The organism is Corynebacterium sp. 32222D000AT, assembly GCF_053546955.1.
Genome location: NZ_JBPPVW010000001.1, coordinates 101975 through 127624 on the forward strand (window position 1 = coordinate 101975; position 25650 = coordinate 127624).

General features: G+C 65.0%; 25 protein-coding genes. 11 read left to right on the plus strand and 14 right to left on the minus strand.

Translation table 11 applies throughout. The features are described 5' to 3' along the window. Window positions 1-146 precede the first annotated feature (146 nt). Window positions 147-827, minus strand: coding sequence for an NAD(P)H-binding protein (locus ACEE23_RS00505; RefSeq protein WP_368521160.1), 681 nt, complete (start codon window positions 825-827; stop codon window positions 147-149). Window positions 828-915: 88 nt separating this feature from the next. On the opposite strand from ACEE23_RS00505, the gene ACEE23_RS00510 reads away from it, so the two are divergent. Together ACEE23_RS00510 and ACEE23_RS00515 are read left to right on the plus strand one after the other, a co-directional pair. Beyond that, window positions 916-1185: an ACT domain-containing protein gene (locus ACEE23_RS00510; RefSeq protein ID WP_290221813.1), complete on the plus strand. Its 270-nt coding sequence runs from the start codon at window positions 916-918 to the stop codon at window positions 1183-1185. Between the two features lie 15 nt (window positions 1186-1200). Beyond that, window positions 1201-2565: a PFL family protein gene (locus tag ACEE23_RS00515; RefSeq protein WP_368521161.1), complete on the plus strand. Its 1365-nt coding sequence runs from the start codon at window positions 1201-1203 to the stop codon at window positions 2563-2565. A gap of 10 nt (window positions 2566-2575) precedes the next feature. Here ACEE23_RS00515 and ACEE23_RS00520 read toward each other — a convergent pair whose 3' ends face one another. The 4 genes from ACEE23_RS00520 to ACEE23_RS00535 all read right to left on the minus strand — a co-directional run bounded on the left by ACEE23_RS00520 (window position 2576) and on the right by ACEE23_RS00535 (window position 5627). After that, window positions 2576-3169, minus strand: coding sequence for a hypothetical protein (locus ACEE23_RS00520; RefSeq protein ID WP_448871198.1), 594 nt, complete (start codon window positions 3167-3169; stop codon window positions 2576-2578). A gap of 289 nt (window positions 3170-3458) precedes the next feature. After that, complete coding sequence (locus ACEE23_RS00525) at window positions 3459-4340, minus strand: hypothetical protein (protein ID WP_448871196.1); 882 nt, start codon at window positions 4338-4340, stop codon at window positions 3459-3461. Between the two features lie 121 nt (window positions 4341-4461). After that, on the minus strand, window positions 4462-5034 hold the full coding sequence (locus tag ACEE23_RS00530; protein ID WP_368521164.1) for an ATP-binding cassette domain-containing protein: 573 nt from the start codon (window positions 5032-5034) through the stop codon (window positions 4462-4464). 341 nt (window positions 5035-5375) lie between these two features. Beyond that, window positions 5376-5627 carry a hypothetical protein gene (locus ACEE23_RS00535; protein ID WP_368519312.1) on the minus strand — a complete coding sequence of 84 codons (252 nt, stop codon included), beginning with the start codon at window positions 5625-5627 and terminating at the stop codon, window positions 5376-5378. Window positions 5628-5945: 318 nt separating this feature from the next. Between ACEE23_RS00535 and ACEE23_RS00540 the strand changes: the two genes are divergently transcribed. The 3 genes from ACEE23_RS00540 to ACEE23_RS00550 all read left to right on the plus strand — a co-directional run bounded on the left by ACEE23_RS00540 (window position 5946) and on the right by ACEE23_RS00550 (window position 7933). Further along, complete coding sequence (locus tag ACEE23_RS00540) at window positions 5946-7238, plus strand: anion permease (protein ID WP_448871194.1); 1293 nt, start codon at window positions 5946-5948, stop codon at window positions 7236-7238. Window positions 7239-7243: 5 nt separating this feature from the next. Continuing rightward, a complete protein-coding gene (locus tag ACEE23_RS00545) occupies window positions 7244-7534 on the plus strand; it encodes a hypothetical protein (protein WP_368519310.1) in 291 nt (96 codons plus the stop codon). Between the two features lie 141 nt (window positions 7535-7675). Further along, window positions 7676-7933: a hypothetical protein gene (locus ACEE23_RS00550; RefSeq protein ID WP_368521166.1), complete on the plus strand. Its 258-nt coding sequence runs from the start codon at window positions 7676-7678 to the stop codon at window positions 7931-7933. A 136-nt stretch (window positions 7934-8069) separates the two neighbouring features. Here the strand turns inward: ACEE23_RS00550 and ACEE23_RS00555 are convergent, their stop codons facing one another. The 8 genes from ACEE23_RS00555 to ACEE23_RS00590 form a co-directional block, all read right to left on the minus strand. Next, window positions 8070-9701, minus strand: coding sequence for an ABC-F family ATP-binding cassette domain-containing protein (locus ACEE23_RS00555; RefSeq protein WP_448871191.1), 1632 nt, complete (start codon window positions 9699-9701; stop codon window positions 8070-8072). Between the two features lie 93 nt (window positions 9702-9794). Continuing rightward, on the minus strand, window positions 9795-10202 hold the full coding sequence (locus ACEE23_RS00560; protein WP_070768020.1) for a metal-sulfur cluster assembly factor: 408 nt from the start codon (window positions 10200-10202) through the stop codon (window positions 9795-9797). Next, window positions 10202-10651, minus strand: coding sequence for a Fe-S cluster assembly sulfur transfer protein SufU (sufU, locus tag ACEE23_RS00565; RefSeq protein ID WP_290221825.1), 450 nt, complete (start codon window positions 10649-10651; stop codon window positions 10202-10204). The genes ACEE23_RS00560 and sufU overlap by 1 nt, the downstream gene beginning before the upstream one ends. Further along, window positions 10652-11896 (minus strand): cysteine desulfurase, encoded by a 1245-nt coding sequence (locus ACEE23_RS00570; RefSeq protein ID WP_448871188.1) that lies wholly within the window; start codon window positions 11894-11896, stop codon window positions 10652-10654. 11 nt (window positions 11897-11907) lie between these two features. Next, window positions 11908-12666 carry a Fe-S cluster assembly ATPase SufC gene (sufC, locus tag ACEE23_RS00575; protein ID WP_368519305.1) on the minus strand — a complete coding sequence of 253 codons (759 nt, stop codon included), beginning with the start codon at window positions 12664-12666 and terminating at the stop codon, window positions 11908-11910. A 41-nt stretch (window positions 12667-12707) separates the two neighbouring features. Then, entirely contained in the window at window positions 12708-13874 is a 1167-nt protein-coding gene (gene sufD / locus ACEE23_RS00580) for a Fe-S cluster assembly protein SufD (protein ID WP_368521169.1), read from the minus strand. Between the two features lie 5 nt (window positions 13875-13879). Continuing rightward, the gene (gene sufB / locus ACEE23_RS00585; RefSeq protein WP_368521170.1) at window positions 13880-15325 is read right to left on the minus strand and encodes a Fe-S cluster assembly protein SufB; all 1446 of its coding nucleotides are present in this window, start codon (window positions 15323-15325) and stop codon (window positions 13880-13882) included. A gap of 30 nt (window positions 15326-15355) precedes the next feature. Next, window positions 15356-16075, minus strand: a complete 720-nt coding sequence (locus tag ACEE23_RS00590; RefSeq protein WP_368519302.1) for a helix-turn-helix transcriptional regulator — start codon at window positions 16073-16075, stop codon at window positions 15356-15358. Window positions 16076-16263: 188 nt separating this feature from the next. On the opposite strand from ACEE23_RS00590, the gene mptB reads away from it, so the two are divergent. The 5 genes from mptB to ACEE23_RS00615 all read left to right on the plus strand — a co-directional run bounded on the left by mptB (window position 16264) and on the right by ACEE23_RS00615 (window position 21914). After that, on the plus strand, window positions 16264-18027 hold the full coding sequence (mptB, locus tag ACEE23_RS00595) for a polyprenol phosphomannose-dependent alpha 1,6 mannosyltransferase MptB (RefSeq protein ID WP_448871185.1): 1764 nt from the start codon (window positions 16264-16266) through the stop codon (window positions 18025-18027). A 6-nt stretch (window positions 18028-18033) separates the two neighbouring features. Further along, a complete protein-coding gene (locus ACEE23_RS00600) occupies window positions 18034-18966 on the plus strand; it encodes an ABC transporter ATP-binding protein (protein WP_409338156.1) in 933 nt (310 codons plus the stop codon). 11 nt (window positions 18967-18977) lie between these two features. Beyond that, the gene (locus ACEE23_RS00605; protein WP_368519299.1) at window positions 18978-19790 is read left to right on the plus strand and encodes an ABC transporter permease; all 813 of its coding nucleotides are present in this window, start codon (window positions 18978-18980) and stop codon (window positions 19788-19790) included. A 74-nt stretch (window positions 19791-19864) separates the two neighbouring features. Then, a complete protein-coding gene (locus ACEE23_RS00610) occupies window positions 19865-20929 on the plus strand; it encodes a COX15/CtaA family protein (RefSeq protein ID WP_409338157.1) in 1065 nt (354 codons plus the stop codon). A gap of 19 nt (window positions 20930-20948) precedes the next feature. After that, entirely contained in the window at window positions 20949-21914 is a 966-nt protein-coding gene (locus tag ACEE23_RS00615) for a quinone oxidoreductase (protein ID WP_368521172.1), read from the plus strand. Between the two features lie 106 nt (window positions 21915-22020). Here ACEE23_RS00615 and ACEE23_RS00620 read toward each other — a convergent pair whose 3' ends face one another. After that, window positions 22021-22950: a heme o synthase gene (locus ACEE23_RS00620; RefSeq protein WP_368519428.1), complete on the minus strand. Its 930-nt coding sequence runs from the start codon at window positions 22948-22950 to the stop codon at window positions 22021-22023. Window positions 22951-23531: 581 nt separating this feature from the next. Here ACEE23_RS00620 and tkt point away from each other — a divergent pair. Beyond that, window positions 23532-25607, plus strand: a complete 2076-nt coding sequence (gene tkt, locus ACEE23_RS00625) for a transketolase (protein WP_368521242.1) — start codon at window positions 23532-23534, stop codon at window positions 25605-25607. The last annotated feature ends 43 nt before the right edge of the window (window positions 25608-25650 follow it).

Here is a 25650-nt window from a genome sequence, read left to right on the forward strand (position 1 = left end):
CGCCTCCATCCCAGGTCCTTTCTTAGTGCCCACAGTCTCCAGAGTCTGCACGGCCCGCAAAGTCTCCGAAGTCTCCAGAGTCTCCAATATTCTCGAGAATCTCCGCAATCGACGAAGTCTACGGGACCGACAGACGCTCTCCCGGTCTAGGCGATTTCGCCGAGCGTCCCTTCGCCATCGACGAAGGAAACCGGGCTGTGCGGGGTCTGCTCCCGGGTAACGACCTCGGTGATGACCGCGGCCACCAGCTCGCGGGAGGTGTGCTCATCGGTAGAGGTCGCAGGCTGATCGGCAACCAGCTGGATGCCCGCCGCCGGCTCGTCGGTAAGCACAGCTGGGCCCAGGATGACGTAGTCCAAGTCCGTGGAGTTCAGGTAGTCGTCCACGGCCTTCTTGGCCAGCGAATAGGTGTAGAGGTCGTGATCCGGGTCGAACTCCGCTTGCGTCGCGCCCTTGTAGGAGACCATGACGTAGCGCGGGACCTTTGCGCCCTGATCGCGCAGCTGCTCCAGGCCGTGGATGCTGGCCAGTGCGGCGTCCTGGTCGACGTCGATGGTGACCTGCTCGCCGCCGCGGCCGCCGTTACCGGCGGACCAGACCACCGCGTCGAACTGGCTCTCCAGCTGGGCCCAGTCCTCCACAGTTAGTTGGGTGACGTCCGCCAGGTACGGCGTCGCACCCAGCTTTTCGATGTCGGCCTGCTGATCCGGGTTGCGGATGAGCGAGGTGACTTCGGCGCCGGCCTCGCACAGCTTCGGTGCGGCGAGCTGGGCGACCTTGCCGTGTCCGCCGATGATGAGGACCTTGAGTTCTTTGTTCGCAGTCATAAGCCCCACCGTACCAACGTGAGGCGAATTACCTTGCCGATTTTGCCCTTTAGCCCGCCACCTGTGGAGTGACAGATACAATAGGGACATGTTTGCGATTATGACCGTGACCGGTGTGGATTCCACCGGTATTGTTGCCTCCGTGTCCACCCAGCTCGCCGAGCTCGATGTGAATATTGTTGACATCTCCCAGACGTTGATGTCCGGTTTTTTCACGATGATTCTGCGGGTCGAGTTTGATGATTCTGCCACCTCTATTGCCGAAATCCAGTCGAAGATGGATCCGGTCGCGGAAGCGAAGAAGCAGTCCATTCGCATCCAGTCCGAAGAACTGTTCACCACCATGAACGAGGTCTAAGGAGAGTCTGGATTCATGGTTAACACGTTCAATACTCACCGGGTCCTCGAGACCATTGAGATGATCGACAAGTACCGCCTGGACATCCGGACGGTCACGATGGGCATCTCCTTGCTCGGCTGCACCCGCTCCACGATGTCTGCCACCGCCGAGGCCGTCTACGACCTGGTGACTAAGCGCGCCGAGCGCCTGGTCGAGGTCGCCCGCGGTATCGAGACCGAGCTGGGCATCCCGATTGTCAACAAGCGCATCTCCGTCACCCCGGTCTCCCTCGTGGTCGCCGGCGTCGAAGGCAACCCCGTCGAGGTCGCCGAGGCCCTCGACCGCGCTGCCAAGGAAGTCGGCGTGAACTTCGTGGGCGGCTATTCCGCCCTCGTGGAAAAGGGCGCCACCTCCGCGGAGAAGAAGCTCATCGACTCCATCCCGGAGGCCCTGTCCACCACCGAGCTCGTCTGCTCCTCGGTCAACATCGCCTCCTCCCGCGCCGGTATCAACATGAACGCCGCCAAGCGCATGGGCGAGGTCATCAAGGAGTCCGCGGAACTGACCCGCGACAACTCCGCCATCGCCTGCGCCAAGCTGGTCGTCTTCGCCAACTCCGTGGGCGATAACCCGTTCATGGCGGGTGCCTTCCACGGCATCGAGGAGCCCGACTGCGTCGTCTCCGTGGGCGTGTCCGGCCCCGGCGTGGTCGACCGCGCCCTGGGCTCGCTGGAGGGCGCGACCCTCAACGAGGTCGCCGAAGAGGTCAAGAAGGCCGCATTCAAGATCACCCGCGCCGGCCAGCTGGTAGGCAACCTCGCCGCGGAGCGCCTCGGTGTCCCCTTCGGCATCGTGGATCTGTCCCTGGCACCTACCGCCGAGTTGGGCGACTCCGTCGCCCACATCCTCGAGCACATGGGCCTGGACCAGGTCGGCACCCACGGCACCACCGCTGCGCTGGCGCTGCTTAACGATGCCGTCAAGAAGGGCGGCATGATGGCCTGCTCCCGCGTCGGCGGCCTGTCGGGTTCCTTCATCCCGGTCTCCGAGGACAAGGGCATGATCGACGCGGTCAAGTCCGGGGCCATCTCCATGGACAAGTTGGAGGCGATGACCTCCATCTGCTCCGTCGGCTTCGACATGATTGCCCTGCCGGGCGATACCTCCGCCACCACCATCGCCGGCATGATCGCCGACGAGGCGGCCATCGGCATGATGAACCATAAGACGACCGCGGTGCGCGTCATCCCGGTGCCCGGCGCCCAGATCGGCGACGAGGTCAACTTCGGCGGCCTGCTGGGCTACGCCCCCGTCATCCCGGTCAACACCGTGGGCAACTCCCAGTTCATCAACCGCGGCGGCTTCATCCCCGCCCCGGTCCACGGTTTCCGCAACTAGGAGCCGTTCCCTACTTCGCCTGGTCCCCGGGGTTGGCCGCCTTATAGGCGCCCACCCCGACCAGGCAGACCACCCCGCCCAACCCGGCCAGCCCACAGGCGACCGGAGCCGGCGGGGTTTCTAGTAGGAAAAGCGCGAAGCGCCAGGGCGAATGCGCGACCGCCGACCACAGCGCAGTTTGTACGAGGAACGCCCCTACTATCGCCACCATCACAGTATCGCTACGTAGCCACCGGCCCAGGACAATCCATGCCGCTTGAAGCAGTGAGCAGGCATAAAAGAACCTCAGCCCCTCCTCGGTCAGCACCACTACCGCCACGGGCAAACCCCACAGGACGCCAACGAGGAGGCTGTCCGGCACCTTCCAGTTTCGTTCGCCGATTTCCTCAAGCTCCGACGCCCGATTGCGAAAGGTCAACGGAATCAGACACCCGTAGGCGATTTCCGCCACCACCGCCACGTTTACCAACCCTTCTCGGGAAATCCATGGCAATGAAATAGCGACTCTCCCGATAGCGACAACCGCCACGACACACCCCAGCGCCACAGCGACTACCGCAATGAGCCGGTGGGAACGCCAGTACAAAGCGAACATCGAACGCAAGACACTACCCTCCCTGCCGAACGGTGGCGTCGGCCGGCGGGCATAGCGTTTCCTCTAGCCTTTGCTGGACCGCTTCGACCGACAGCGGCTTATCCATCGGCCACGGCTCCATGGTTCGCACCGAGCTCAATCCCTGGGGATCGCGGCCGCAGACAGCAACGCCTGCCTGGCTGAGATATCCCACGGCCACTTGGTCGATGAAGTCTCCCAGTACCCCGTCGACGTGCTCCGCCCCGCTAAAGAGAAGCTGCCCACCGGACGCGGCGTCCCAGACCACGGGGCCGGTGACTCAGGGCCGGAGCCCTTCCGGGACGAGCTCGTTGATCTCGTCTAGGGCCTGGACATTGAGCTCGACGTTGTGCTCTGGGACTTCCGGCCACGTGCACACCTCGTCCACGCACCGGATCTCCTCTGCCGCGCGAGGTTTGCCCCCGCCCACGCCGACGGTGCCAGCGAGCGCAAAAGCAAGCACCGCGCTGACTACTGAGGCTCCAACGCTTAGGGGCACCCCGACATGGACTCGTCCGCGCGATACCGCCGCCGTGAGTCCTAGCACCGCTAAAGCCAATGCGCTCACACTGAGTGCTGCAACCAGCACAGCCTGCGGATCTATCGTGCGATCCAGTGCGCAGCATGCCGTAAAATCTCCGGTCAATACCCGTAGCCGGCCGGGCTGCAGGGCCGGGGTCAGCGCGTACCAGACGTACGGAACCGCGACGCCTAGCAGAATGGCAAAGACCGGGCGGAGCATAAGTCCCAAACAGAAGCCGACGACCGACCAGGCCAGCCCGACTACCAGGCAGTACAACACCATCCCGGTCAACGTGGACAGGTTCGGCGCAGACGAGCCGGGCAGGAGCAACACCAGCCCCAGCAGAAAACCAGCGAGGGGGACGAAGATGAAGCCTCCGGCACGGCTGGCGAAAATCTTCAGCCCGGTCCGTGGTGACAGTGGCCGAAGTGCTCGGAACCGGGAGGCTTCCCAGGCCACGGCGCACACGCTGGCCGGAACCGCCACGAAGAATGAGACGGTAGCCTGCGCCAGTGCCGATTGGCCGTACCCGCCACTGGTCAACTCCCCCAGTGGCACCAAAAGGATGGCTAGCCCCACGATCACCAACCACACTGACGGGCGGCGCAGCCAGTGCGACAGACCAAATAGGCGTGTCATGGTCTCTGCCCCCTTTCCACGAAAGACCGAGCGAGCACCGCCACGGGCCCTGAACCGGTTTCCCCCAACTGGCGAAACTCGTCCCGGCTCCCGTCGAAAGCAATAGCGCCTTCTAAGACGACTAGCACTCGGGAAAAGGCGCCTGCAGCTCGCCCGGGTCGTGCGTCGAGACAACTATCGAATGCCCGCTGCTTGCTACGCGTTGGTACGTCTCCGTCAGCTGCTGTTTACTCAGTGGATCCAAAGAGGCACTCGGTTCGTCGAGCAGCAACGTGTCTGCCGCGCTGTTCAGCGCAGTCGCCAGCCCCAGGCGGGCAGCCTCACCGCCACTCAATCGGTCGCACCGGTGCCCGCGCAAAGAGGCAAGCCCCACGGAATCCAACCACCGCGGCGCATCGGCGCGTGCGGCAGCCGAGGTTTGCCCTTGCAACCACGCCACATACGCGCAGTACTCCAGGCAGCTGAACCCAACGATGGGCGTGAATTTTTGCGGGACGTAGATGGTCCTTCCGCTGCGAACTACCCTGCCGGAAGAGGGATGCAGAATCCCTGCGGCGACGTTCATCAACGAGGTCTTGCCCGCGCCGTTCGGCCCCAAGAGCAACGTCGGACGTTCATCCAATTCCAGCCGCGGGACCGAGCACGTGACGCGCCGCCCGCGCCTCACCTCAACGTTTTCTAGGTAGACAGTCATGGATTCCTTTGCGGGAGATGCTTAAACCTTCGGCCGTCGTCTCCTGACGTGCGCAGGATTAACTGCACAGCGCCGGGGCCACTAAGCCACTCACACACAGGACAAAAAGAGCGAAATAGTATTGCCCTGCGCACACTTCTCTTAAGACCCTAAAACACTCGGACTGAATAAAAGTACCAAACGGAAGATTCTCCACGAGAGTCGCATGGACACTGCACTAACCTTCAATACGTTTGCCCAGCACACTCCCACAAAATTGACCTCCAAAGGTAGCGAGGACCCCGAACAAGAAAAAGTGGCAGCCTAGCCAAAGCCAGGGCTGCCACTAAGTGCGTTAGGTTCTAACGGCGCCGGATGCCTCCGAGGAGGAAGCCGGCGGGGCCGAAGGTGCCGATGACGGCGGTGATAATGGCCCAGAGCCACTTCGGCCCGCGGATCTTGCGGCTGGGTAGGTGGTAGAGGTAGTGCCACGCGGTCGCCTTGAGGACGCCGTCCAGGACGAGGGCGCCGATAACGCCCTTTTGCTCGGCTGAAGAGAGCTGCGACCAGCGCTTGTTCAGGTCGTGTTGGCACTTATCCCACGAACAGGACATGGTTGACTCCTTTTCCTGCGTCACGGTCGGCGCAAAGTAGTGAAATGTTATCCCCTATTTTAGTGTTTAATTCGGGAGAAATCGGCGCTTTTGGTGTTGCGTTAGCCACCTCCGCGGAGGTGGCGAAGCCCACCTAGGTTAACGGCCGGTTAACACCATGCAACCTGGGAATTAATTTAGTGTGACAATTCAGATAGGTGCATGAACTAAATTGTTCAAATCTCGAGGCAGGAGTAATGTTTCGGACCGTCCGCGACGCTTGGGCGCCGCAGATGCACTCTGTACTACTCAAATCATGCACTGCAAGGGGCCGACACTGTGACAGCGACTCTGATCATCCTGGCGATCGTGGTGATTACCGCCATCGCTTTTGACTTCACCAACGGTTTCCACGACACGGCCAACGCCATGGCGACCTCGATTGCCACGGGCGCGCTCAAGCCTTTTACCGCGGTAGCCATCTCCGCGGCGCTCAACCTGGTGGGCGCGTTCCTCTCCGTTAACGTGGCCGCCATGGTGGCTAAGGGAATCGTCAACCTGGACTCCTATGACCTCTCCGGCGCGGGCACCGGCGCAGTGCCGGCCGACGGCCAGGCCCTGCTGATGGTGGTCTTCACCGGCCTTATCGGCGGCATCCTGTGGAACCTGTTCACCTGGCTGCTGGGCATGCCGTCGAGCTCCTCCCACGCGCTGTTTGGTGGCCTGATTGGCGCGGCCTTCGCCGCCATGGGCTCCGGCGGCGTGGAGTGGTCCTCCATCGCCGGCAAGATCATCATCCCGGCCCTGGCCTCCCCCGTCATCGCCGCGCTCGTTTCCGCGTGCGCCACCGCCCTGATCTACTGGGTCACCAACACCATCCCGACGAAGGTCAAGAACGAACACTTCCGCCACGGCCAGATCGTGACCGCCTGCCTGGTGTCCTTGGCCCACGGCGCCGGTGACGCGCAGAAGACGATGGGCGTTATCTTCCTGGCGCTGGTCGCCGCTGGCGAGACCTCCGCCGAGTCGCGCATCCCGACCTGGGTCATTTTCGCCTGTGCAATCGCCATCGCAGCCGGCACACTCTCCGGCGGCTGGCGCGTTATCCGCACCCTGGGCAAGGGCTTGGTCGAAATCGAGTCCCCGCAGGGCATGGCCGCTGAGGCCACCTCGGCCGCCATCATCCTGACCTCAGCCACCGGCGGCATGGCGCTGTCCACCACGCACGTGTCCACCGGCTCCATCATGGGCACCGGCCTCGGCAAGCGCGGCGCCGACGTCCGTTGGGGCGTGGCCATGCGCATGGCCGCGGCCTGGCTGATCACGCTGCCCTGCGCCGCCTTCGTCGGCTTTGTCAGCTGGTGGCTCGCCCACGGCGTATCCGCCTTCTCTTCACTAACGGTGGGCGCCATCGTGGACTTCGTCCTCCTGGTCGCCATGGCCGCCCTCATCGTTGTCCGCTCCCGCATGAACCCGGTCGACGCCTCCAACGTCAACGAGGACTGGAACAAGGACTCGGAGTCCGTTGACTCCTCCATGTCCCGCCCCCAGGAGCCCGTCGCTGCCGCCGCCACCGCGTCTGCTCAGCCGGTCGCCGCATCCGATTCCACTAACGCGCAGGAAGGTCGCTAAACGCCATGACCGTCACCGAGATTTTCCAGTCCATCCTCCACGTCGCCGGGCTTGCCCTTCTCTTTGGCGCCGGCATTCCGCTCCTGTTTTCACTCGGCATGCGGTGCATGACCGGCGATCCCATCCGCAACGCCGATGGCGTCGTGGTGGACGACACCCCGGCCAGCCCCCAGATGAAGGTGCTTGGCTGGACCGTCTACGCCGTGCTCGCTGCCGTCATCATCCTCGCCATCGTCTGGATTGCCCGCGACACCATCGCCCACTACTTCGGCATGGAGCTCTTCGGCGGCCTCTAAAACCGGCCGGGCCACACCGCCCGGCCATAAAGTGAACAAAAGGTTAACACTCGGTTACCTAGGGGTTGCTTTCACAGAACGACCGTCCTATAATTGAGCTATCAACTATCGAGACGATCCGTATTCACGTGGAGGTGAATCATGATGACCACAATGCGCACCATCCTGGATGGCATTGCTGATACGTTCAAGGATTCTCTCACCGGTACCGGCGTGGATACCATTTCTGCTATCCCGGTCGACGCCGCGGTGGCTGAATACTTGGTCGAGGCTGACTCGACCCCGGCGAGCACCAAGGAGGCCGCAGCGGCCTTCGAGACTATCGCCGGCCACGCCCCCGATACCGACGAGATGATTCAGCTCGAAGCATTCCTGCTGAGCTTCGGTTGGCTGCGCTAAAGCCAACCCATACATACAAGCACCGCCGCGGCCTGCCTTCCTGGCAGCCCGCGGCGGTGCTTTTTGTTTCGAGCTTCCCCGCTACTGCCCTGCCGCCTGGGCACACGGATGGCAGGGGGCGTAAGCGGTGAGGCGTTTAGGCCAGCTCGACGATCTCCATGTACTCGTCCGACCAGAGGTCCTCGTCGCCGTCGGGCATGATGATGACGCGCTCGGGCTCGAGGGCCTTGACCGCACCCGGATCGTGGGTCACGAGGACGACGGCGCCGGTGTAGGTGCGCAAGGCGTCCAGGACCTGCTCGCGGGAGATAGGGTCCAGGTTGTTGGTCGGCTCGTCCAGCAGCAGGACGTTGGCGCGCGAGGAAACCAGCGTGGCCAGGGCCAGGCGGGTCTTCTCACCGCCGGAGAGCGTGCCGGCGGGTTGCTCCAGCTTGTCGCCGGAGAACATGAACGCGCCGAGCAGTCCGCGCAGGTCCTGCTGGCCGGCCTCTGGGCAGGCCTCGATGGTGTTTTCCCAGACGGTCTTGTCGCCGTCGATGGTGTCGTGCTCCTGGGCGAAGTAGCCGATGCGCAGGCCGTGGCCGCTGACGATGCCGCCTTCGCCGTCGGTGCGCTCCACCCCGGCGAGCAGCTTGAGCAAGGTGGTCTTGCCCGCGCCGTTGGTGCCGAGTACCACCACGCGGGAGCCCTTGTCGATGGCCAGGTCCACGCCGGCGAAGACCTCTAGGGAGCCGTACATCTTGGTCAGGCCCTTGGCGTTCATCGGGGTCTTGCCGCAGGGGGCCGGTTCAGGAAACTTGATGCTGGCGAACTTGTCGCTCACGCGCACCTCGTCCAGCTCGTTCATCATGCGATCAGCGCGGGCGAGCATCTGTTTCGCGGCCGCGGCCTTCGTCGCCTTCGCGCCCAGCTTCGCGGCCTGCTTGTGCAGCGCCGCGGCCTTCTTCTCCGCGTTGGCGCGTTCGCGGCGCCGGCGGGCCTCGTCGGTAGCGCGGGCGTCGAGGTACTTCTTGTACCCCATGTTGTAGACGTCGGCTTCCGCGCGGACCGCGTCGAGGAACCAGATCTTGTTGCAGACGGCCTCGAGCAGCTCCACGTCGTGGGAGATCATGATGAGGCCGCCCTCGTGCTTGGCCAGGAAGCCGCGCACCCAGGTAATCGAGTCCGCGTCCAGGTGGTTGGTCGGCTCGTCCAGCAGCAGGGTCGTGTTCGACTTGCCCGCGCCCGCGGTGGCGGAGAAGAGGATCTGGGCCAGCTCCACGCGGCGGCGCTGGCCGCCCGACAGGGTCTTGAGCTGCTGGTCCAGCACGCGCTGCGGCAGGCCCAGGTTGTCGCAGATTTGGGCGCACTCGGCCGCGGCCTCGTAGCCGCCCAGCGCCTGGTAGCGCTCCTCCAGGCGCGAGAACTTCGCGATCGCCTTGTCGCGCTTGTTGTCGTCGTCGGTGTTTTCCATGATGTGCTGCTGCTTTTCCATGGAACGCTGGATTTCATCCAGGCCGCGGGCAGAAAGCACGCGGTTGCGGGCGGACTGCTCGATATTGCCCTCCCGGGAGTCCTGCGGCAGGTAGCCGATGGGCCCGGAGGTGGTCACCGAACCGCCGTAGGGCTCCGTCTCCCCCGACAGGATTCGCATCGTGGTGGTCTTTCCGGCACCATTGCGTCCGATGAGCCCGATGCGGTCCCCCGGCTGGACGCGCAGGTGTTGGCCCGGGGCGTTGAGCAAGGTACGGGCGCCGACGCGAACTTCCAAGTCATTGGTAACAATCACAACCCGCTAGTCTATCAACTTCCGCGCAGCACAAAGCCAGGCCCCCTGGACGAACCAAGGAGCCTGGCTAAGTGAGAGAAAACGAAGTCGAGCCTAGACGGCGAACCCGAGGGCTTGGAGCTGTTCGCGCCCCTCCTCGGTGATCATGTTCGGACCCCACGGCGGCATCCAGACCCAGTTGATTTCCAACTGGTCGGCTACCTTGTTGCCCACGACCGCCTGCTCGGCCTGTTCGGCGATGATGTCGGTCAACGGGCACGCCGGAGAAGTCAGCGTCATGTTAACGACGGCCTTTTCCTTGCCCTCGTTTTCTTCCATCCAGATCTCGTAGACCAAGCCGAGGTCGACGACGTTGATGCCGAGCTCGGGGTCGATGACGTCACGGAGGAACTCAGCGACGTCGTAGGCCTTCGCGATCTGCTCCTCGGTCTGCTCGGGGCGCTCGCGGCCCCCATCAAAGCTCGAGGACTCGTTCTGGTACGGGTCAGTGGGCTGGGTCATTAGTGCTCCAATTCGTTGAGTGCGTCGCCTGCAGCGGCTTGGAATGCCTTCCAGCCTAGCAACGCGCATTTGACTCGGGCTGGGTACTGAGAAACCCCGGCGAAGGCCACGCCGTCACCGATGATTTCGTCGTCGCCCTCTTCCTTGCCGCGGGAGGTCACCATCTTCTCGAACTCGGCGAGCTTCTGGTTGGCCACCTCCAGCGGCTGGCCCACGATCTCCTCGGCCATCACCGAGGTCGAGGCCTGGGAAATCGAGCACCCTTCCGCGTCGTAGGAAATGTCCTCGACCGTCTTGCCGTCTTCGGACAGCTTGACGCGCAAGGTCAGCTCGTCGCCACAGGACGGGTTCACGTGGTGAACCTCCGCCTGGTGGCCCTCCCGCAGGCCCTTGTACTGCGGGTTCTTGTAGTGATCCAGGATCACCTCTTGGTACATCGAGTCCAGCATCTACACCACTCCAAAGAATTCTTGCGCCTTCTTGATGGCGGCGACCAGCTGGTCGACTTCCTCGCGCGTGTTGTACAGGTAGAAGCTAGCGCGCGCCGTGGACTGCACACCCACCGCGCGGTGCACCGGCCACGCGCAGTGGTGACCCACGCGGATGGCCACGCCCTGATCGTCAAGCACCTGGCCCATATCGTGCGGGTGGACCCCGTCGACGAGGAAGGAAATCGCCCCGCCGCGGCGCTCTGCCGTCGTGGGCCCCACGATGGTCAGGCCCTCGATCTGGTTCAGCTGCTCCAGCGCGTACTCGGTCAGCTCATGCTCGTGCGCCTGGATGTTGTCCATGCCGATCTCGGACAGGTACTTGACCGCTGCGCCAAGGCCAACGACCTGGCTGGTCATCTGGGTCCCGGCCTCGAAGCGCTGCGGCGGCGCGGCGAAGGTGGTGCCCTCCATCTTGACGACCTCGATCATCGAGCCGCCCGTCAGAAACGGCGGGAGGGCCTTTAGGTGCTCGGCCTTGCCGTAGAGCACACCGATGCCGGAAGGGCCACACATCTTGTGCCCGGAGAACGCGGCAAAATCAACGTCCAGGGCGTGGAAGTCGACCGGCATGTGCGGGACGGACTGGCAAGCGTCCAAGACGGTGAGAGCACCCACGGCCTTCGCACGGGAGACGATCTCCGCGACGTCGGCGACGGCACCCGTCACGTTGGACTGGTGGGTGAACGCGACTACCTTGACGGACTCGTCGAGCTCCAGGGAGTCCAGGTCGATGCGGCCGTCCTCGGTCACCGAGTACCACTTCAGGGTCGCGCCCGTGCGGCGGGCCAGTTCCTGCCACGGAACCAGGTTGGCGTGGTGCTCCAGCTCGGTGATGACGATGGTGTCATCGGCCGTGACGGCTAGGTCACCGGCGCGGTCGTCGCCCAAGACGTAGGCCACCTCGTTAAGGGCCTCCGTCGCGTTCTTCGTAAACGCGATCTCGTCCCGGTCGGCGCCCACGAAGGCGGCGATTGCCTGGCGGGAGGACTCATAGGCATCGTCAGCTTCCTCGGCCAACTGGTAGGCGCCGCGGTGGACGGGAGCGAAGGTGTGCAGGACGAAGTCCTCCTCCGCCTTCCACACCGGCAGGGGCCGCTGCGAGGTCGCCCCGGAGTCGAGGTAGACCAGCGGCTTATCCCCGCGCACGGTGCGGCTGAGGACGGGGAACTGCGCCCGAATAGCTTGAGTATCTAGTGCTGACATAGTCTCCAGCTTTACTTGACGAACTTGTCGTAGCCCTCGGCCTCGAGCTGGTCCGCCAGTTCGGCGCCGCCCGTCTTAACGATCTGGCCGTGAGCGAAAACGTGGACGTAATCCGGCTTCACGTAGTTGAGGATGCGCTTGTAGTGCGTAATCAGCATGATGCCGCCGTTGGTCTCTTCCTGGTACTGGTTGATGCCGTCGGAGACAATACGCAGCGCGTCCACGTCCAGGCCGGAGTCGGTCTCGTCCATGATGGCCATCTTCGGCTTCAGGATGTCCAGCTGCATGACCTCGTGGCGCTTCTTCTCGCCGCCGGAGAAGCCCTCGTTCACGGAGCGGTGAGCGAAGGACTTATCGATCTGCAGCTGCTCGCGGGCCGCGGTCAGTTCCTTGTTCCACTCGCGCAGCTTCGGGGCCTCGCCGCGGGTAGCGGTGACGGCCGAGCGCAGGAACTGGCTCATCTTCACACCCGGGACCTCGGTCGGGTACTGCATGGCCAGGAAGAGGCCGGCGCGGGCGCGCTCGTCTACTTCCATGTCCAGGACGTTCTCGCCGTCGAGGAGGATTTCACCCTCGGTGACCTCGTACTTCGGGTGGCCGGCGATGACGTAAGACAGGGTCGACTTGCCGGAGCCGTTCGGCCCCATGATGGCGTGGGTCTCACCGGAGTTAATGGTCAGGTTCACGCCCTTGAGGATCTCCTTGGGCTCTTCGCCCTCTTCGTTCGGGAGCACCTGGGCGTGGAGGTTCTTGATTTCCAGAGTTGACATAGCGATTTAATCTTTCTGTTGCGTGGGTTTCAGCAGGGGCGCTAGGCGTTGATCTTCGCTAGCTCGTCAGAAACACGGTTTTCCAGCTCTTCGCGCAGGGACTCGACCGGAATACGGTTGATGACCTCGTTGAAGAAGCCGCGGATGATGAGCCGGCGGGCTTCTGCCTCCGGGATACCGCGGGACATGAGGTAGAACAGCTCCAAGTCATCGAAGCGGCCGACGGTCGCAGCGTGGCCGGCGCCCGTGATCTCGCCGGTCTCGATCTCCAGGTTCGGGATCGCGTCGGCGCGCGCCCCGTCGGTCAGGATGAGGTTGTTGTTCGTCTCATAAGTGTCGGTGCCCTGCGCGTCGGCGCGGATGAGCACGTCGCCCACCCAGCAGGTGCGGGACTCGGCCTTCTTGTCGCCCTGCAGAGCGCCCTTGTAGAGCACGCGGGAGCGGCAGTTCGGCACGGAGTGGTCGACCAGCATGCGGTTTTCGAAGTACTGGCCGGAGTCCGCGAAGTAGACGCCGAGCAGCTCGACGTCGGCGCCCGGGGCGCTGAAGGTCACGCGCGGGACGATGCGCACGATCTCGCCGCCGAAGATGGCGGAGTTGTGGCGCAGGGTGGCGTCGCGGCCCATCTTGATGGCCTGGTGCGACAGGTGGACGGCGTCGTTTTCCCAGTCGGCGTCGACAATGACGGTGACGTGCGCGCCGTCGCCGATGACGAATTCGACGTTGTCAGCGTGGGTGCCGGAGCCCTCGTACTTGAGCACGACGGTCGCCTCGGCGTGGTGGCCGACCTCGATAGAGGTCGCGCCAAAGCTGGTAACGCCGTCGCCGCGGCCGGTGATCGTCACGATGGTCGGCTCCTCCAGCCGGGCCTCCGGCTCGATGGTCACGACCTGGGCCTCCGGCATGGAGGTCCATGCCTGGGCAGCCACGCGGTCGGTGGGCTTGCCGGCCCGGCCCAGCCGCTCGTCGGTGGGAGCGACCGTCTCGGTGCGGACCTCGTCCGGACCGGTGACCTTCACGTCTTGGGCTACGGCCTCAGCAAACTCGCCGTTGTGCAGGCCGCGGAGGTTGCGCAGGGAGATAAAGCGCCACACCTCGTCGCGACCCTTCGGGATGTCGAAGTCCGCCACGTCGAAGGAACCGAAGAGATCACCCTTGGTGACCTGGTTCGGGTTCTTACGAGCAGAAAATTCGTTTGAGTTCACCATCGGGACTAGCCCACCGATCCTTCCATCTGTAGCTCGATGAGGCGGTTGAGCTCGAGGGCGTACTCCATCGGGAGCTCCTTCGCGATAGGCTCAACGAAACCGCGCACGATCATAGCCATTGCTTCTTCTTCCGCGATGCCGCGCGACATCAGGTAGAACAACTGCTCCTCCGACACCTGCGAGACGGTCGCCTCGTGGCCCAAGGTCACGTGGTCGTTGCGGATGTCGTTGTAGGGGTATGTGTCCGAACGCGAGATGCTGTCGACCAGCAAGGCGTCGCACTCCACGTTGGAGGTCGAGTGGTGCGCGTTCTGGTTGACCTGAACCAAGCCGCGGTAGGCCGCGCGCCCGCCGGCGCGGGCCACGGACTTGGACACGATGTTCGAGGAGGTGTGCGGCGCCATGTGCGTCATCTTCGCGCCGGTGTCCTGGAACTGATCTTCGCCGGCGAAGGCGACGGAGAGCACCTCACCGCGGGCGTGCTCGCCGGTCAGCCAGACGGCTGGGTACTTCATGGTCACCTTGGAGCCGATGTTGCCGTCGACCCACTCCATGGTCGCGCCCTCTTCACACTTGGTGCGCTTGGTCACCAGGTTGTAGACGTTGTTCGACCAGTTCTGGATGGTCGTGTAGCGGCAACGGCCGCCCTTCTTGACGATAATCTCCACGACGGCGGAGTGCAGGGAGTCCGACTTGTAAATCGGCGCGGTGCAGCCCTCGACGTAGTGCACGTAAGCGTCCTCATCGACGATGATGAGCGTGCGCTCGAACTGCCCCATGTTTTCCGTGTTGATGCGGAAATATGCCTGCAGCGGGATGTCCACGTGGATTCCCGGCGGAACGTAGATGAAGGAGCCACCGGACCAGACGGCGGAGTTCAGCGAGGAGAACTTGTTGTCGCCGGCCGGGATGACAGTGCCGAAGTATTCCTTGAACAGCTCCTCGTGCTCGCGCAGGGCAGTGTCGGTGTCGACGAAGATAACGCCCTGGCGCTCCAGATCCTCGCGGATCTGGTGGTAGACGACCTCGGACTCGTACTGGGCGGCGACGCCAGCCACCAGACGCTGCTTTTCGGCGTCCGGGATACCCAGCTTGTCGTAGGTTTCCTTAATGTCGGCGGGCAAATCGTCCCAGGTCTGGGCCTGCTCCTCGGTCGACTTGACGTAGTACTTGATGTTGTCGAAGTCGATCCCGGACAAATCCGCGCCCCAGGTGGGAATCGGCTTCTTCTCGAAGATGTTGAGGGCCTTGAGCCGCTGGTTGAGCATCCACTCGGGCTCGTTCTTCTGGCGGGAGATGTCGCGAACGACCTCCTCGCTCAGTCCACGTCGTGCCGATGCACCGGCCACGTCCGAGTCGTGCCAGCCATATTCGTACGCACCGATGGACTCGATGATCTCGTCATCGGTCATCTTGGCCTCGGTACCCGGCGCAGATTGTGCCTGAGTCATGACCCGCTCCTTTCTCACTGCGTGTGAAGATTAGTTGCGTTGTTTAAAAATTGGTGTCAAGGGGATGTTAGTCGTGCAGATACCGTGACCGTCCGCGATGGAGGCCAAAGGCTGCACGTGCTTGCCTAACAGGGCGGAAAAGACCTCCTGCTCCGCCTCACACAACTCGGGGTGCTCCGCTGCCACGTGAGCCACGGGGCAATGGTGCTGACAAATCTGCACTCCCTGGCCCGCGCTGGTCACGGTGGCGGCGTAGCCGTGGTCGTCCAAGGCCGCGGCGAGCTCCGCCGCGATCTCTTCCACGGATTCGCCCTCCTGGACCAAGGGTTCCACGTCCGCCAGCAACCGCTCCATGCGAGCTTTCGCAAATTGCTTGACGGCCGCAGAGCCGCCGACTTCCCTAAGGGCGGTCAGCGCTTCGGAGGCGAGTTCGTCGTAGGCGTGCCCGAACTGGGCCCGCCCCTTGTCGGTGAGGCGGAAATGTTTGGCGGGGCGCCCGCGCCCGGCCGGTTCCCCGTACTTGGGGTGCGGCCGACGGTGGACCACCTCCGTCAAATCCTCTTCCACCAGGATGTCTAGATGGCGTCGCACGCCCGCGGCGGAAAGCCCCAGGCGCTTTCCCAGGTACGAAGCGGTGACCGGACCGTCCTTGAGCAGCAGAAGCATGACTTGGCGGCGGGTATCCCCCTCCGTGGAGCGAGACTCCTTTGCCGGGCTCGCCGCCGCGGCAGCTCGCGCCTTGTTCGTCATGTCTTCCACCTCCTTGCGCACTGGCCGTGCACACCTAACAAGTCGTATCCGAGCCAGCCACCTCGATACCGGGGCTAACACTTTAGACAACACTAGTGTTCCCTAATTCATTCCCGAATGCCACCAACGCAGGTTATCGGCGTGCCGCCCGCGGGCCCCCGCGGGTGGAGTGCGTAAAGTAGACGCCGATGAAACAGATTTTCGCCGACGGTCTCCGATCCCTGAGATCCGCGCTACCCCGCCTGGGCACGGCCGGTTCTCGGTCGGCGTTGCTGCACACCAGCGACGAGCCGGAGGCCCGCGCCGAGCGCACTGCAGGCGGCGAAAGAGGCTCCCGCTTCGACCTCCTGCCGGTCGATCCCGCGGGGGGTAGTCGGGGGCGATATTCCGTCAACCATCTGCGCGGCTTTTTCGTTCTGCGGTGGATGGGCACCGTCGGCGCGCTCCTCATCGCCTTCGGCGGCCTGGGCGCGGGTGCGGTGCCCGTGGTGGGCAACCCCTACGACAACGTCCCCTTCGGCTCCTTGATGTCCCGCATGCTCCAGACCGCCTCCGCCCTGGTCTTTCTGGGCGTGGCCCTCTTGGTGCTCGCCTGGGTGCTGATGGCGCCTTACGTGGGCGCGCCCCTGCGCCGGGCACAGCGGCAACACCCGGCCGTGGCCCCGCACCTTATCTGGCGCACCTTCGCCGGCTGGGTCATCCCGCTTATCCTGACCGCTCCCCTGTTCACCCAGGACATCTATTCCTACTTGGCGAACGGCTCCATCGTCGTCGCCGGCCTGGACCCCTATTCCGCAGGCCCGGTCCAGCTGCTGGGCCCGGAAAACGAGCTCGCCCGGTCGGTGCCGTTCATCTGGGCCAACTCGCCCTCCCCGTACGGGCCGGTCGCCCTGGGGCTGGCGGGCGCGGTCAGCTGGCTGACCCAGGACTCCATCCTCCTGGGCGTTATCGCCCACCGCCTGCTGTCCATCCTCGGCGTGGGCGCGGCCGGCTGGGCGCTGACCCGGCTGGCGCTGCGCTGCCGGGTCAAGGTGGCCACGGCCCTGTGGTTGGGGATCCTCAACCCGCTGACGGTGCTCCACCTCATCGGCGGCATCCACAACGAGTCGATCATGCTGGGGCTCATCCTTCTCGGCGTCGAATTCGGCCTGCGCGCCGCCGACCGAGTGGCGGATCTCCCGGCTGGCGCGCGGCTTAATAGCCCCGCCGGGCGCGCGATCGCCGGCTACCTGGCCGTGTCCGTCGCGCTCATCTCCTGCGCCGGCATGGTCAAGGTCACCGGCTTTATCGCCCTGGGGTTCGTGGGCATGACCCTGGCGCGCACGCTGGTCCATTACCGGGGTGCCAGCCCGCTGCGGGCCATCGCCTGCTCGGCCGCGCTCCACCTGGCCCTGCTCATTGCGACCATCGCCGTGGTCACTGTGCTCACGGGCATCGGCCTGGGCTGGATCACCGGCCAGGGCGGCGCGGCCACCATCCGGTCCTGGATGTCGGCGACCACCTCCGTGGGCGTGGGCGCTGGCTTTATCGGCATGCAGCTGGGGCTCGGCGATCACACCGACGCCATCCTCTCGGTCACCCGCACCCTGGGCGTCCTGGTCGCCGGGGTGTTCATGGTGCGCATGCTTTTCGCCACCTTCCGCGGCTCCATCCACCCCGTCGGCGGGCTCGGGGTCTCCACGCTGGTGCTGGTCGTCTTCTTCCCGGTGGTCCACCCCTGGTACATCCTGTGGGCGGTCTTTCCCCTGGCTGCGTGGGCCAACCGCTTGGTCTTCCGCGCCGCGGTGGTCGGCTACTCGGCCATCGTCAGCTTCTTCGTCCTGCCCCGCGGCCTGGGCCTGCCGCCGATGACCATCCTGCTCATCTACCTCGCCGCGGCGGTAATGTTCGTCATAGTCGGCGGAATCTGGTGGGTGCTATTACGCCGATCGCGGGTTGATCTCCTAAGGTAGAGCGGTGTGACTAAAACTTTCGATGGATCTTTAGCTTTAGAGCTCCGCGGGGTGCACAAGACCTACAGCGGCAAGCCCGCCGTCAACGGGCTCGACCTGCGGGTTCCCCGCGGGCAGATGCTCTGCCTGCTCGGCCCCAACGGCGCCGGCAAGACCACCACCATTGAAATGTGCGAGGGCTTCATCGCCCCGACCTCCGGGTCCATCCGGGTCCTCGGCCTGGATCCCACGTCCCAGGCTGACCAGGTGCGCGCCCGGATCGGCATCATGCTCCAGGGAGGCGGCTCCTATTCCGGCATCCGCGTGCGCGAGATGCTGCACCTGGCCGCCAGCTACAACCAGAACCCCCACGACCCGGACTGGCTGATGGAGCTGCTCGGCCTCGAGGGCGTGGCCCGCAACACCTACCGGCGACTCTCCGGCGGCCAGAAACAACGCCTCTCCCTGGCGCTGGCGATTATCTCCCGGCCCGAGCTGGTCTTCCTCGACGAGCCGACCGCCGGCATGGACGCGCAATCCCGGCTGGCGGTCTGGCGGCTCATCGATGCCCTCAAGCGCGACGGCACCACCATCGTGCTGACCACCCACCTCATGGACGAGGCCGAAGCCCTGGCGGACTATATCGCGATTATCGACCGCGGCGAGCTGATAGCGGAGGGCACGCCTAGCGAGTTGATGACGCGCACCGCTAACCCGCAGGTAACGGTGTCCACGGACGAGGCCATCGACCTGGATCGCTTTGCCCGCGACTGCGGCATCGGGCTCGATCTGGTCCGCCCCCTGCACTACCGCGTCCACGCCGCCGGCACGCCGGAGCTGCTCGCCCGGCTGACCCAGGCGCTGGCCAACCAGGGGGTCCTCGCCCACCGCATCGACACCGCCCACCGCAACCTCGAGGATGTCTTCCTCGATCTCACCGGCCGCGAACTACGCAGTTAAGGGGAAAAGCCATGGATACACCCACCACACCTGCTGATTCCGCCCGGGCTGTCGGGCGCGCTGCGGACTTCCCGCCGGGCACCTTCCGCCCGGCACCGCAGCGGGCATCGGCAGCCAAACTAGCCTGGGCCCAGGGTCTCATCGAATCCAAGCTCATGCTCCGCCACGGCGAGCAGCTGCTGCTCAGCATCATCATCCCGGCGCTGCTGCTCTTCGGCGCGGCCCGGATGCCGTTGCTGGCGGACGAGATTCACCTCGACCAGATCTTCCCGATGGTGCTGGCCGTAGCCGCCACCAGCGCGGGCTTTACTGGCCAGGCCATCTCCCTGGCCTTCGACCGCCGCTACGGCGCCCTCAAGCGCACCGGCGCCTCCGGCGTGCCCGCCTGGACTATCGTGACCGGCAAGATCATGGCGGTGCTCTCCATGGTCACCGTCCAGGTGATCGTCCTGGGAGTCATCGCCGTGGCCCTGGGCTTTAGGGCCAGCTGGGTGGGCGTGCTGCTCGCCCTGATCATCCTGCTGTTCGGCGTGGCGACCTTCACCGCACTCGGCCTCATCCTGGGCGGGACGCTGTCGTCCGAGATCGTCCTGGCGCTGGCCAACCTCATCTGGTTCCTGCTGCTGGGCGTCGTCGGCTGGGCGATGTACAGCCAGGGGCTCGGCTCGAACGGGCTCCTCAACGTGGTGCCCACGGTGGCACTGGCGGGCGGACTGGCCGACGCGTTCGCCGGTCACCTACCCTGGGTGCAGATGCTGGTCTTGGCCGTCTGGGCAGGCGCGGCGTCGTTGGCGGCGGCCAAATGGTTCCGATTCGAGGGCTAAGTGTGAGTTATTTCTAAAAACCCAGCTTGACCCCTACTTTTCTTTTTAGTTCGACCCCCAAACGGAGTACCCTAATGACCGTGAGTGACAACGTGACAACCTCTGCTTCCCCCGCCTCGGGCGATACCCGCCCCGGGTTCTTTTCCCGCCTGGGCAATTTCGTCCGGAACGGCGTGCCCAGCCTGCGCCAGCAGCGCATCATCGCGTTCATCCTGCTGCTGTGCCAGGGCGGCATCACGGTCTCCGGTTCCATCGTCCGCGTGACCGGCTCCGGGCTGGGCTGCGTGACGTGGCCCAATTGCCACCCCGGTTCGCTGGTGCCGCTGGAGGGCACGGCCCCGCTGATCCACCAGTTCATCGAGTTCGGTAACCGCCTGCTGACCTTCGTGGTGCTGGCCGCCGCCCTAGCCGCGGCCTTCGCCATGCACCGCGCGCGCCGCCGCAAGGAGCTCAAGGTCTACGCCTGGATTTCGGTCGCCGGCATCTTCGTCCAGGCGCTTATCGGCGCCCTGTCGGTCTTCCTGAAGCTGAAGTGGTGGGCGGTGGCCATGCACTTCCTGCCGTCGATGGTCCTGGTCTGGATCGCCGCGCTGCTGTATACCCGCCTGCGCCAGCCGGATGACGGCACCCCGACCCAGGCCTTCCCGCGTACCATCCGCAACCTGGCCGCCGTCGCCGCGGCCGCCCTGGCCGTCGTGCTGATTACCGGCACCTTCGTCACCGGCTCGGGCCGGCACGCGGGCGACGCCGAGGAAGGCATGCTGGGCCGCCTCCACCTAGACACCGAGTCCATGGCCGTGGTCCACGCGATGTGCATGTACGTCTACCTAGCCCTGACCCTGGTCGTCATCATCCTGCTCTACCGCAACCGGGTCGCGGCCCGCCCGCGCAACATCGGCTGGTACCTGGTGGTCGCTATTTTGATTCAGTGGGCCATCGGTGTCATCCAGTTCCGCCTGGGCATCCCCCGCTGGACCATCCCGGTGCACATCGGGATGTCCTCCCTCGTCACCGCCCTGACCGCGGCTCTGTATGCCTACGGCTTCGTCCGCACCGGCGGCACCGAGGGCCTCAAAACGGGCTCGATCGAGGGTGATAAGCACTACGCGGATCGCCAAGCTGCCCTCGCCGCGCGCTAAAAACAGTTAACGTGGGTGTATGCATGCTATTCAAGTAAAGCGCACCGGCGGCCCGGAAGTACTGGAGTACGTGTCCGTGGATGCCCCCGTCCCCAGCGACAACGAGGTTCTCGTGGATGTCGAGCGGGCGGGGGTTAACTATATCGACACCTACTACCGCGAGGGCATCTACAACGCCAACGTCCCGTTCATCCTCGGCCTGGAAGGCGTCGGCCGCGTCAGCCACGATCCGCGCGGCGAGATCGCCGAGGGCACCCTGGTGGCCTGGCACCACGCCTTCGGCTCCTACGCCGAGCAGGTCTGCGTGGACCGCAACCGCATGGCCCAGGTACCGGACGATTTCCCGCTGAATATCGCCGCCTCCATGATGCTGCAGGGCATGACGGCGCACTACCTCACCCACGGCGTCTACCAGCTGGAGGAAGGCTCCACCTGCCTGATTACCGCCGGCGCCGGCGGCGTGGGCCTGCTGGCCACCCAGATGGCCAAGTACCTAGGCGCCACGGTCTACTCCGTGGTCTCCTCCGACGAGAAGGAGCAGCTGGCCTACGAGGCGGGCGCGGACCAGGTCTTCCGCTACTCCGACGTGCTGGCCGAGCAGGTCCGCCGTTTCAACGGCGGCCAGGGCGTCGACGTGGTCTACGACGGCGTCGGCCAGGCCACCTTCCAGGAGTCCCTCGAGGTCGTCCGCCCGCGCGGCACCGTCTGCCTGTTCGGCGCGGCCTCCGGCCCGGTCGACCCCATCGATCCCCAGGTGCTCAACACCCACGGCGCGATCTTCCTGACCCGCCCGTCGCTGGCCGCCTACACGGCTACCGATGCCGAGTTCCAGAAGCGCTCCCAGGCCGTCGTCGAGATGATTCGCAGCGGCCACCTCACCCTGCGCGTGAGCAACGAGTACCCGCTCGAGCAGGCCGAGCAGGCCCACCGCGATCTGCAGGCCCGCAAGACCACCGGCTCCATCGTCTTGAACCCCCGCGCCTAGCACCCTAAGCGCCTAAAACCCAGCCCGCCTACCGCCCCGTGGAGTTATCCACGGGAGGTGAGGCGGGCTGGGTTTTCTTATGCGTTAAGCCGGTTCGGCGGGCCTATTAGAAGCCGAGAGCCTCGCCGACGGTCTGCCAGCCCAGGATGGCGTCGATAGACAGGCCGATAAAGAGCACGGACAGGTAGTTGTTCGAGTAGATGAACAAGCGCATGGGCTTGACCGTCTGGCCGCCCTTGACGCCCTGGTGCAGGCGGATGGCCATCCACAGGAAGGCCGCACCGGAGAGCACTGCGACCACCAGGTAGATCCAGGAGGTGGCCGGGACGATGAGCCAGGACACGATGACGGTGCCGATGGTGTACCAGACGATCTGGCGGGTCACCTCCTGATCGGAGGCCACCACGGGCAGCATCGGGACGCCGGCGCGGCGGTAGTCTTCCTTGTACTTCATGGCCAGCGCCCAGGTGTGCGGCGGGGTCCAGAAGAAGATGATGAGGAAGAGCACGATGGCCTGCCACCACTGGCCCGGCTCGCCGGCCGGGGCGTTGTCCTTGATGACCGCCCAGCCGACCATCGCCGGCATGCAGCCGGCCAGCCCGCCCCAAACGATGTTCTGGGCGTTGCGCATCTTCAAAAACTTCGTGTAGACGAAGACGTAGAACAAGTTCGTCAGGATGACGAAGAAGGCGGCCAGCCAGGAGTTGGCCATGACCCCGAGCCAGAAGATGGACAGCGCCAGCATGATCCAGGCGAAGATGGCGGCGTTGCGCTTGCTGATCTTGGCGCGGACCAGCGGGCGGGCGCGGGTGCGCTGCATCTTCTGGTCGAGGTCGTAGTCGACCACGTTGTTGAACGTGTGGGCGGCCGCCGCGCCCATCCAGCCGCCGAAGAGGGTGGAGAGGATGAGCCAGATATTGTCGCTGACGGCCTCGAGACCGCGCTGCGCCTGGAGCATCGCCGGAATTGCTGCGACGAGGAGGAGCTCAATGATCCTCGGTTTAGTCAGCGCAATATAGGCCTTGATGGTCTCCAAGGAATCATCCTCCAGCGTCCTGGGCACGAGCGGGTTGGTGGTCAAAAGGCGGCCGCTAAAGGCCGCAGTTAAGTGGTCGCCCCTTCGCGGGCGATAGTTCCGCGCACGCCGTGATTCGTTACCAACTTCACAACGCCGGCGGGTGGGAAGGCTCCTACGGGGCTTTAGTCGGACTAGGCGCGCCGCGAAAAAGTGCGCGCTGGTCCAGCCCCAGCCTTTCCTATCCCTGCCAGCCTACAACGTTTGGCTGATAAACCTTAAATTCTCTCCGCTGCCGTGTCGAGACACCTCGACACCGGCCCAGTACGGCCCGGCTGGCGCCTGAGTTGGCGACGGCCGGTCGCTGCTCGGCCCCAGCTCAGAACGAATGCGGGCCGAGCGAGTTGGGCGCCCCACCGCCGGGCCGGCTGGTGTGTCCGCCGGACAATTCTCCCCCGGCTTCGGTAGTTGCGCCCGGAGGTGCTCCCTTGGGGCCGCAAAGTTCACTAGACTGAGGGAGGAATTTTTCTATGTCGAAAACACCGAGCTAGTAAGGACCATTTACCGTGTCGGAAATTACCTTGTCGCCTGAGCTGCAGGCCATGACCGAGCGCCGCTACCCCGAGGATTGGACCGACCGGGACACCCGGGCAGTCGATACCATCCGCGTGCTGGCCGCCGACGCCGTGCAGAACTGTGGTTCTGGGCACCCGGGTACCGCGATGTCGCTCGCGCCGCTGGCCTACACGCTGTACCAGCGGATCCTCAACCACGATCCGCAGGATAAGGACTGGGCCGGCCGCGACCGCTTCGTTTTGTCCGTGGGCCACTCTTCGCTTACCCAGTACATCCAGCTCTTCCTGGGCGGTTTCGGCCTGGAGATGGACGATCTGAAGGCCCTGCGCACCTGGGGCTCGCGCACCCCGGGCCACCCGGAGGTCCACCACACCGACGGTGTGGAAATCACCACCGGCCCGCTGGGCCAGGGTCTGGCGTCCTCGGTGGGCATGGCCATGGCCGCTCGCAAGGAGCGCGGTCTGTTCGACCCGGAGGCACCGGCTGGCGAGTCCCCCTTCGATCACTTCGTCTACGTCATCGCTTCCGACGGCGACCTGCAGGAGGGCGTGACCTCCGAGGCCTCTTCCCTGGCGGGCACGCAGCAGCTGGGCAACCTGATCGTCTTCTGGGACGACAACCGCATCTCCATCGAGGACGACACCAACATCGCCTTCAACGAGGACGTCGTCGCCCGCTACGAGGCTTACGGCTGGCACGTCCAGACCGTCGAGTCCGGCGAGGACGTCGTGGCCATCGAGAAGGCGGCGCGCGAAGCCCAGAAGGTCACCGACAAGCCCTCCTTCATCCGCATCAAGACCGTCATCGGCTACCCGGCGCCGAACAAGATGAACACCGGTGGCGCCCACGGCGCCGCCCTGGGCGACGAGGAAGTCGCCGCCACCAAGGAGATCCTGGGCTTCGACCCGCAGGAGACCTTCCACATCGACGCCGACGTGCTCGAGCACACCCGCGGGCTGGTCGAGCGCGGCGCGCAGGCCCACGCGGACTGGCAGCAGCGCTTCGACGCCTGGGCGGAAAAGAACCCGGAGGCCAAGCAGCTCTTCGACCGGATGCAGGCCCGCCAGCTGCCGGAGGACTTCGCGGCCGAACTGCCGACCTGGTCCACCGAGGACAAGCCGCTGGCTACCCGCAAGGCCTCGGAGGCGACCATCCAGGCGCTGGCCGCTGCCCTGCCGGAGATGTGGGGCGGCTCGGCCGACCTGGCCGGTTCCAACAACACCGTGATTAAGGGCGCGGATTCCTTCGGCCCGACCGCCATCACCACCGACGCTTGGTCCGCCCAGCCCTACGGCCGCAACCTTCACTTCGGCATCCGCGAGCACGCGATGTCGGCGATCATGAACGGCATCGCCCTGCACGGCAACACGCGCGTCTACGGCGGCACCTTCCTGATCTTCTCCGAGTACCAGTTCCCGGCCATCCGCCTGGGCGCCCTGATGTCCACGGATACCTACTACGTCTGGACCCACGACTCCATCGGCCTGGGCGAGGATGGCCCGACCCACCAGCCGGTCGAGACCCTGGCCGCCCTGCGCGCGGTGCCGAACCTGGCGGTGATCCGCCCGGCGGACGCCAACGAGACCGCCCAGGCCTGGACCGCCGCCCTGGAGCGCCCGGCCGCCCCGAAGGGCCTGTCGCTGACCCGCCAGAACCTGCCCATCCTGGACGGCACCGCGGAAAAGGCCGCCGAGGGCGTGCGCCGCGGCGCCTACACCCTGGTCGAGGCCACCGGCGGCGAGCCTGAGGTCATCCTGATTGCCACCGGCTCCGAGGTCCAGTACGCCGTCGAGGCCGCCAAGGTGCTCGAGGAGCAGTCCGTGCCCACCCGCGTGGTTTCCGCCCCGTGCCTCGAGTGGTTCGAGGAGCAGGACGCCGAGTACCGCGAGCAGGTGCTGCCGGCCAAGGTCCGGGCCCGCGTGTCCGTCGAGGCCGCGGTGGCCCAGCCGTGGCACAAGTACACCGGCACCTTCGGCCGCAACATCTCCCTCGAGCACTACGGCGCCTCCGCCCCGGCGGAGGAGCTCTTCAAGAAGTTCGGCTTCACCGCCCAGGCCGTCGTCGAGGCTGCCCAGGAGTCCCTGGCCGCCGCCCGCGCGTAGTTTTTTCACCCGCCCGACCGAGCTACCTAACCCGAGATTTTCC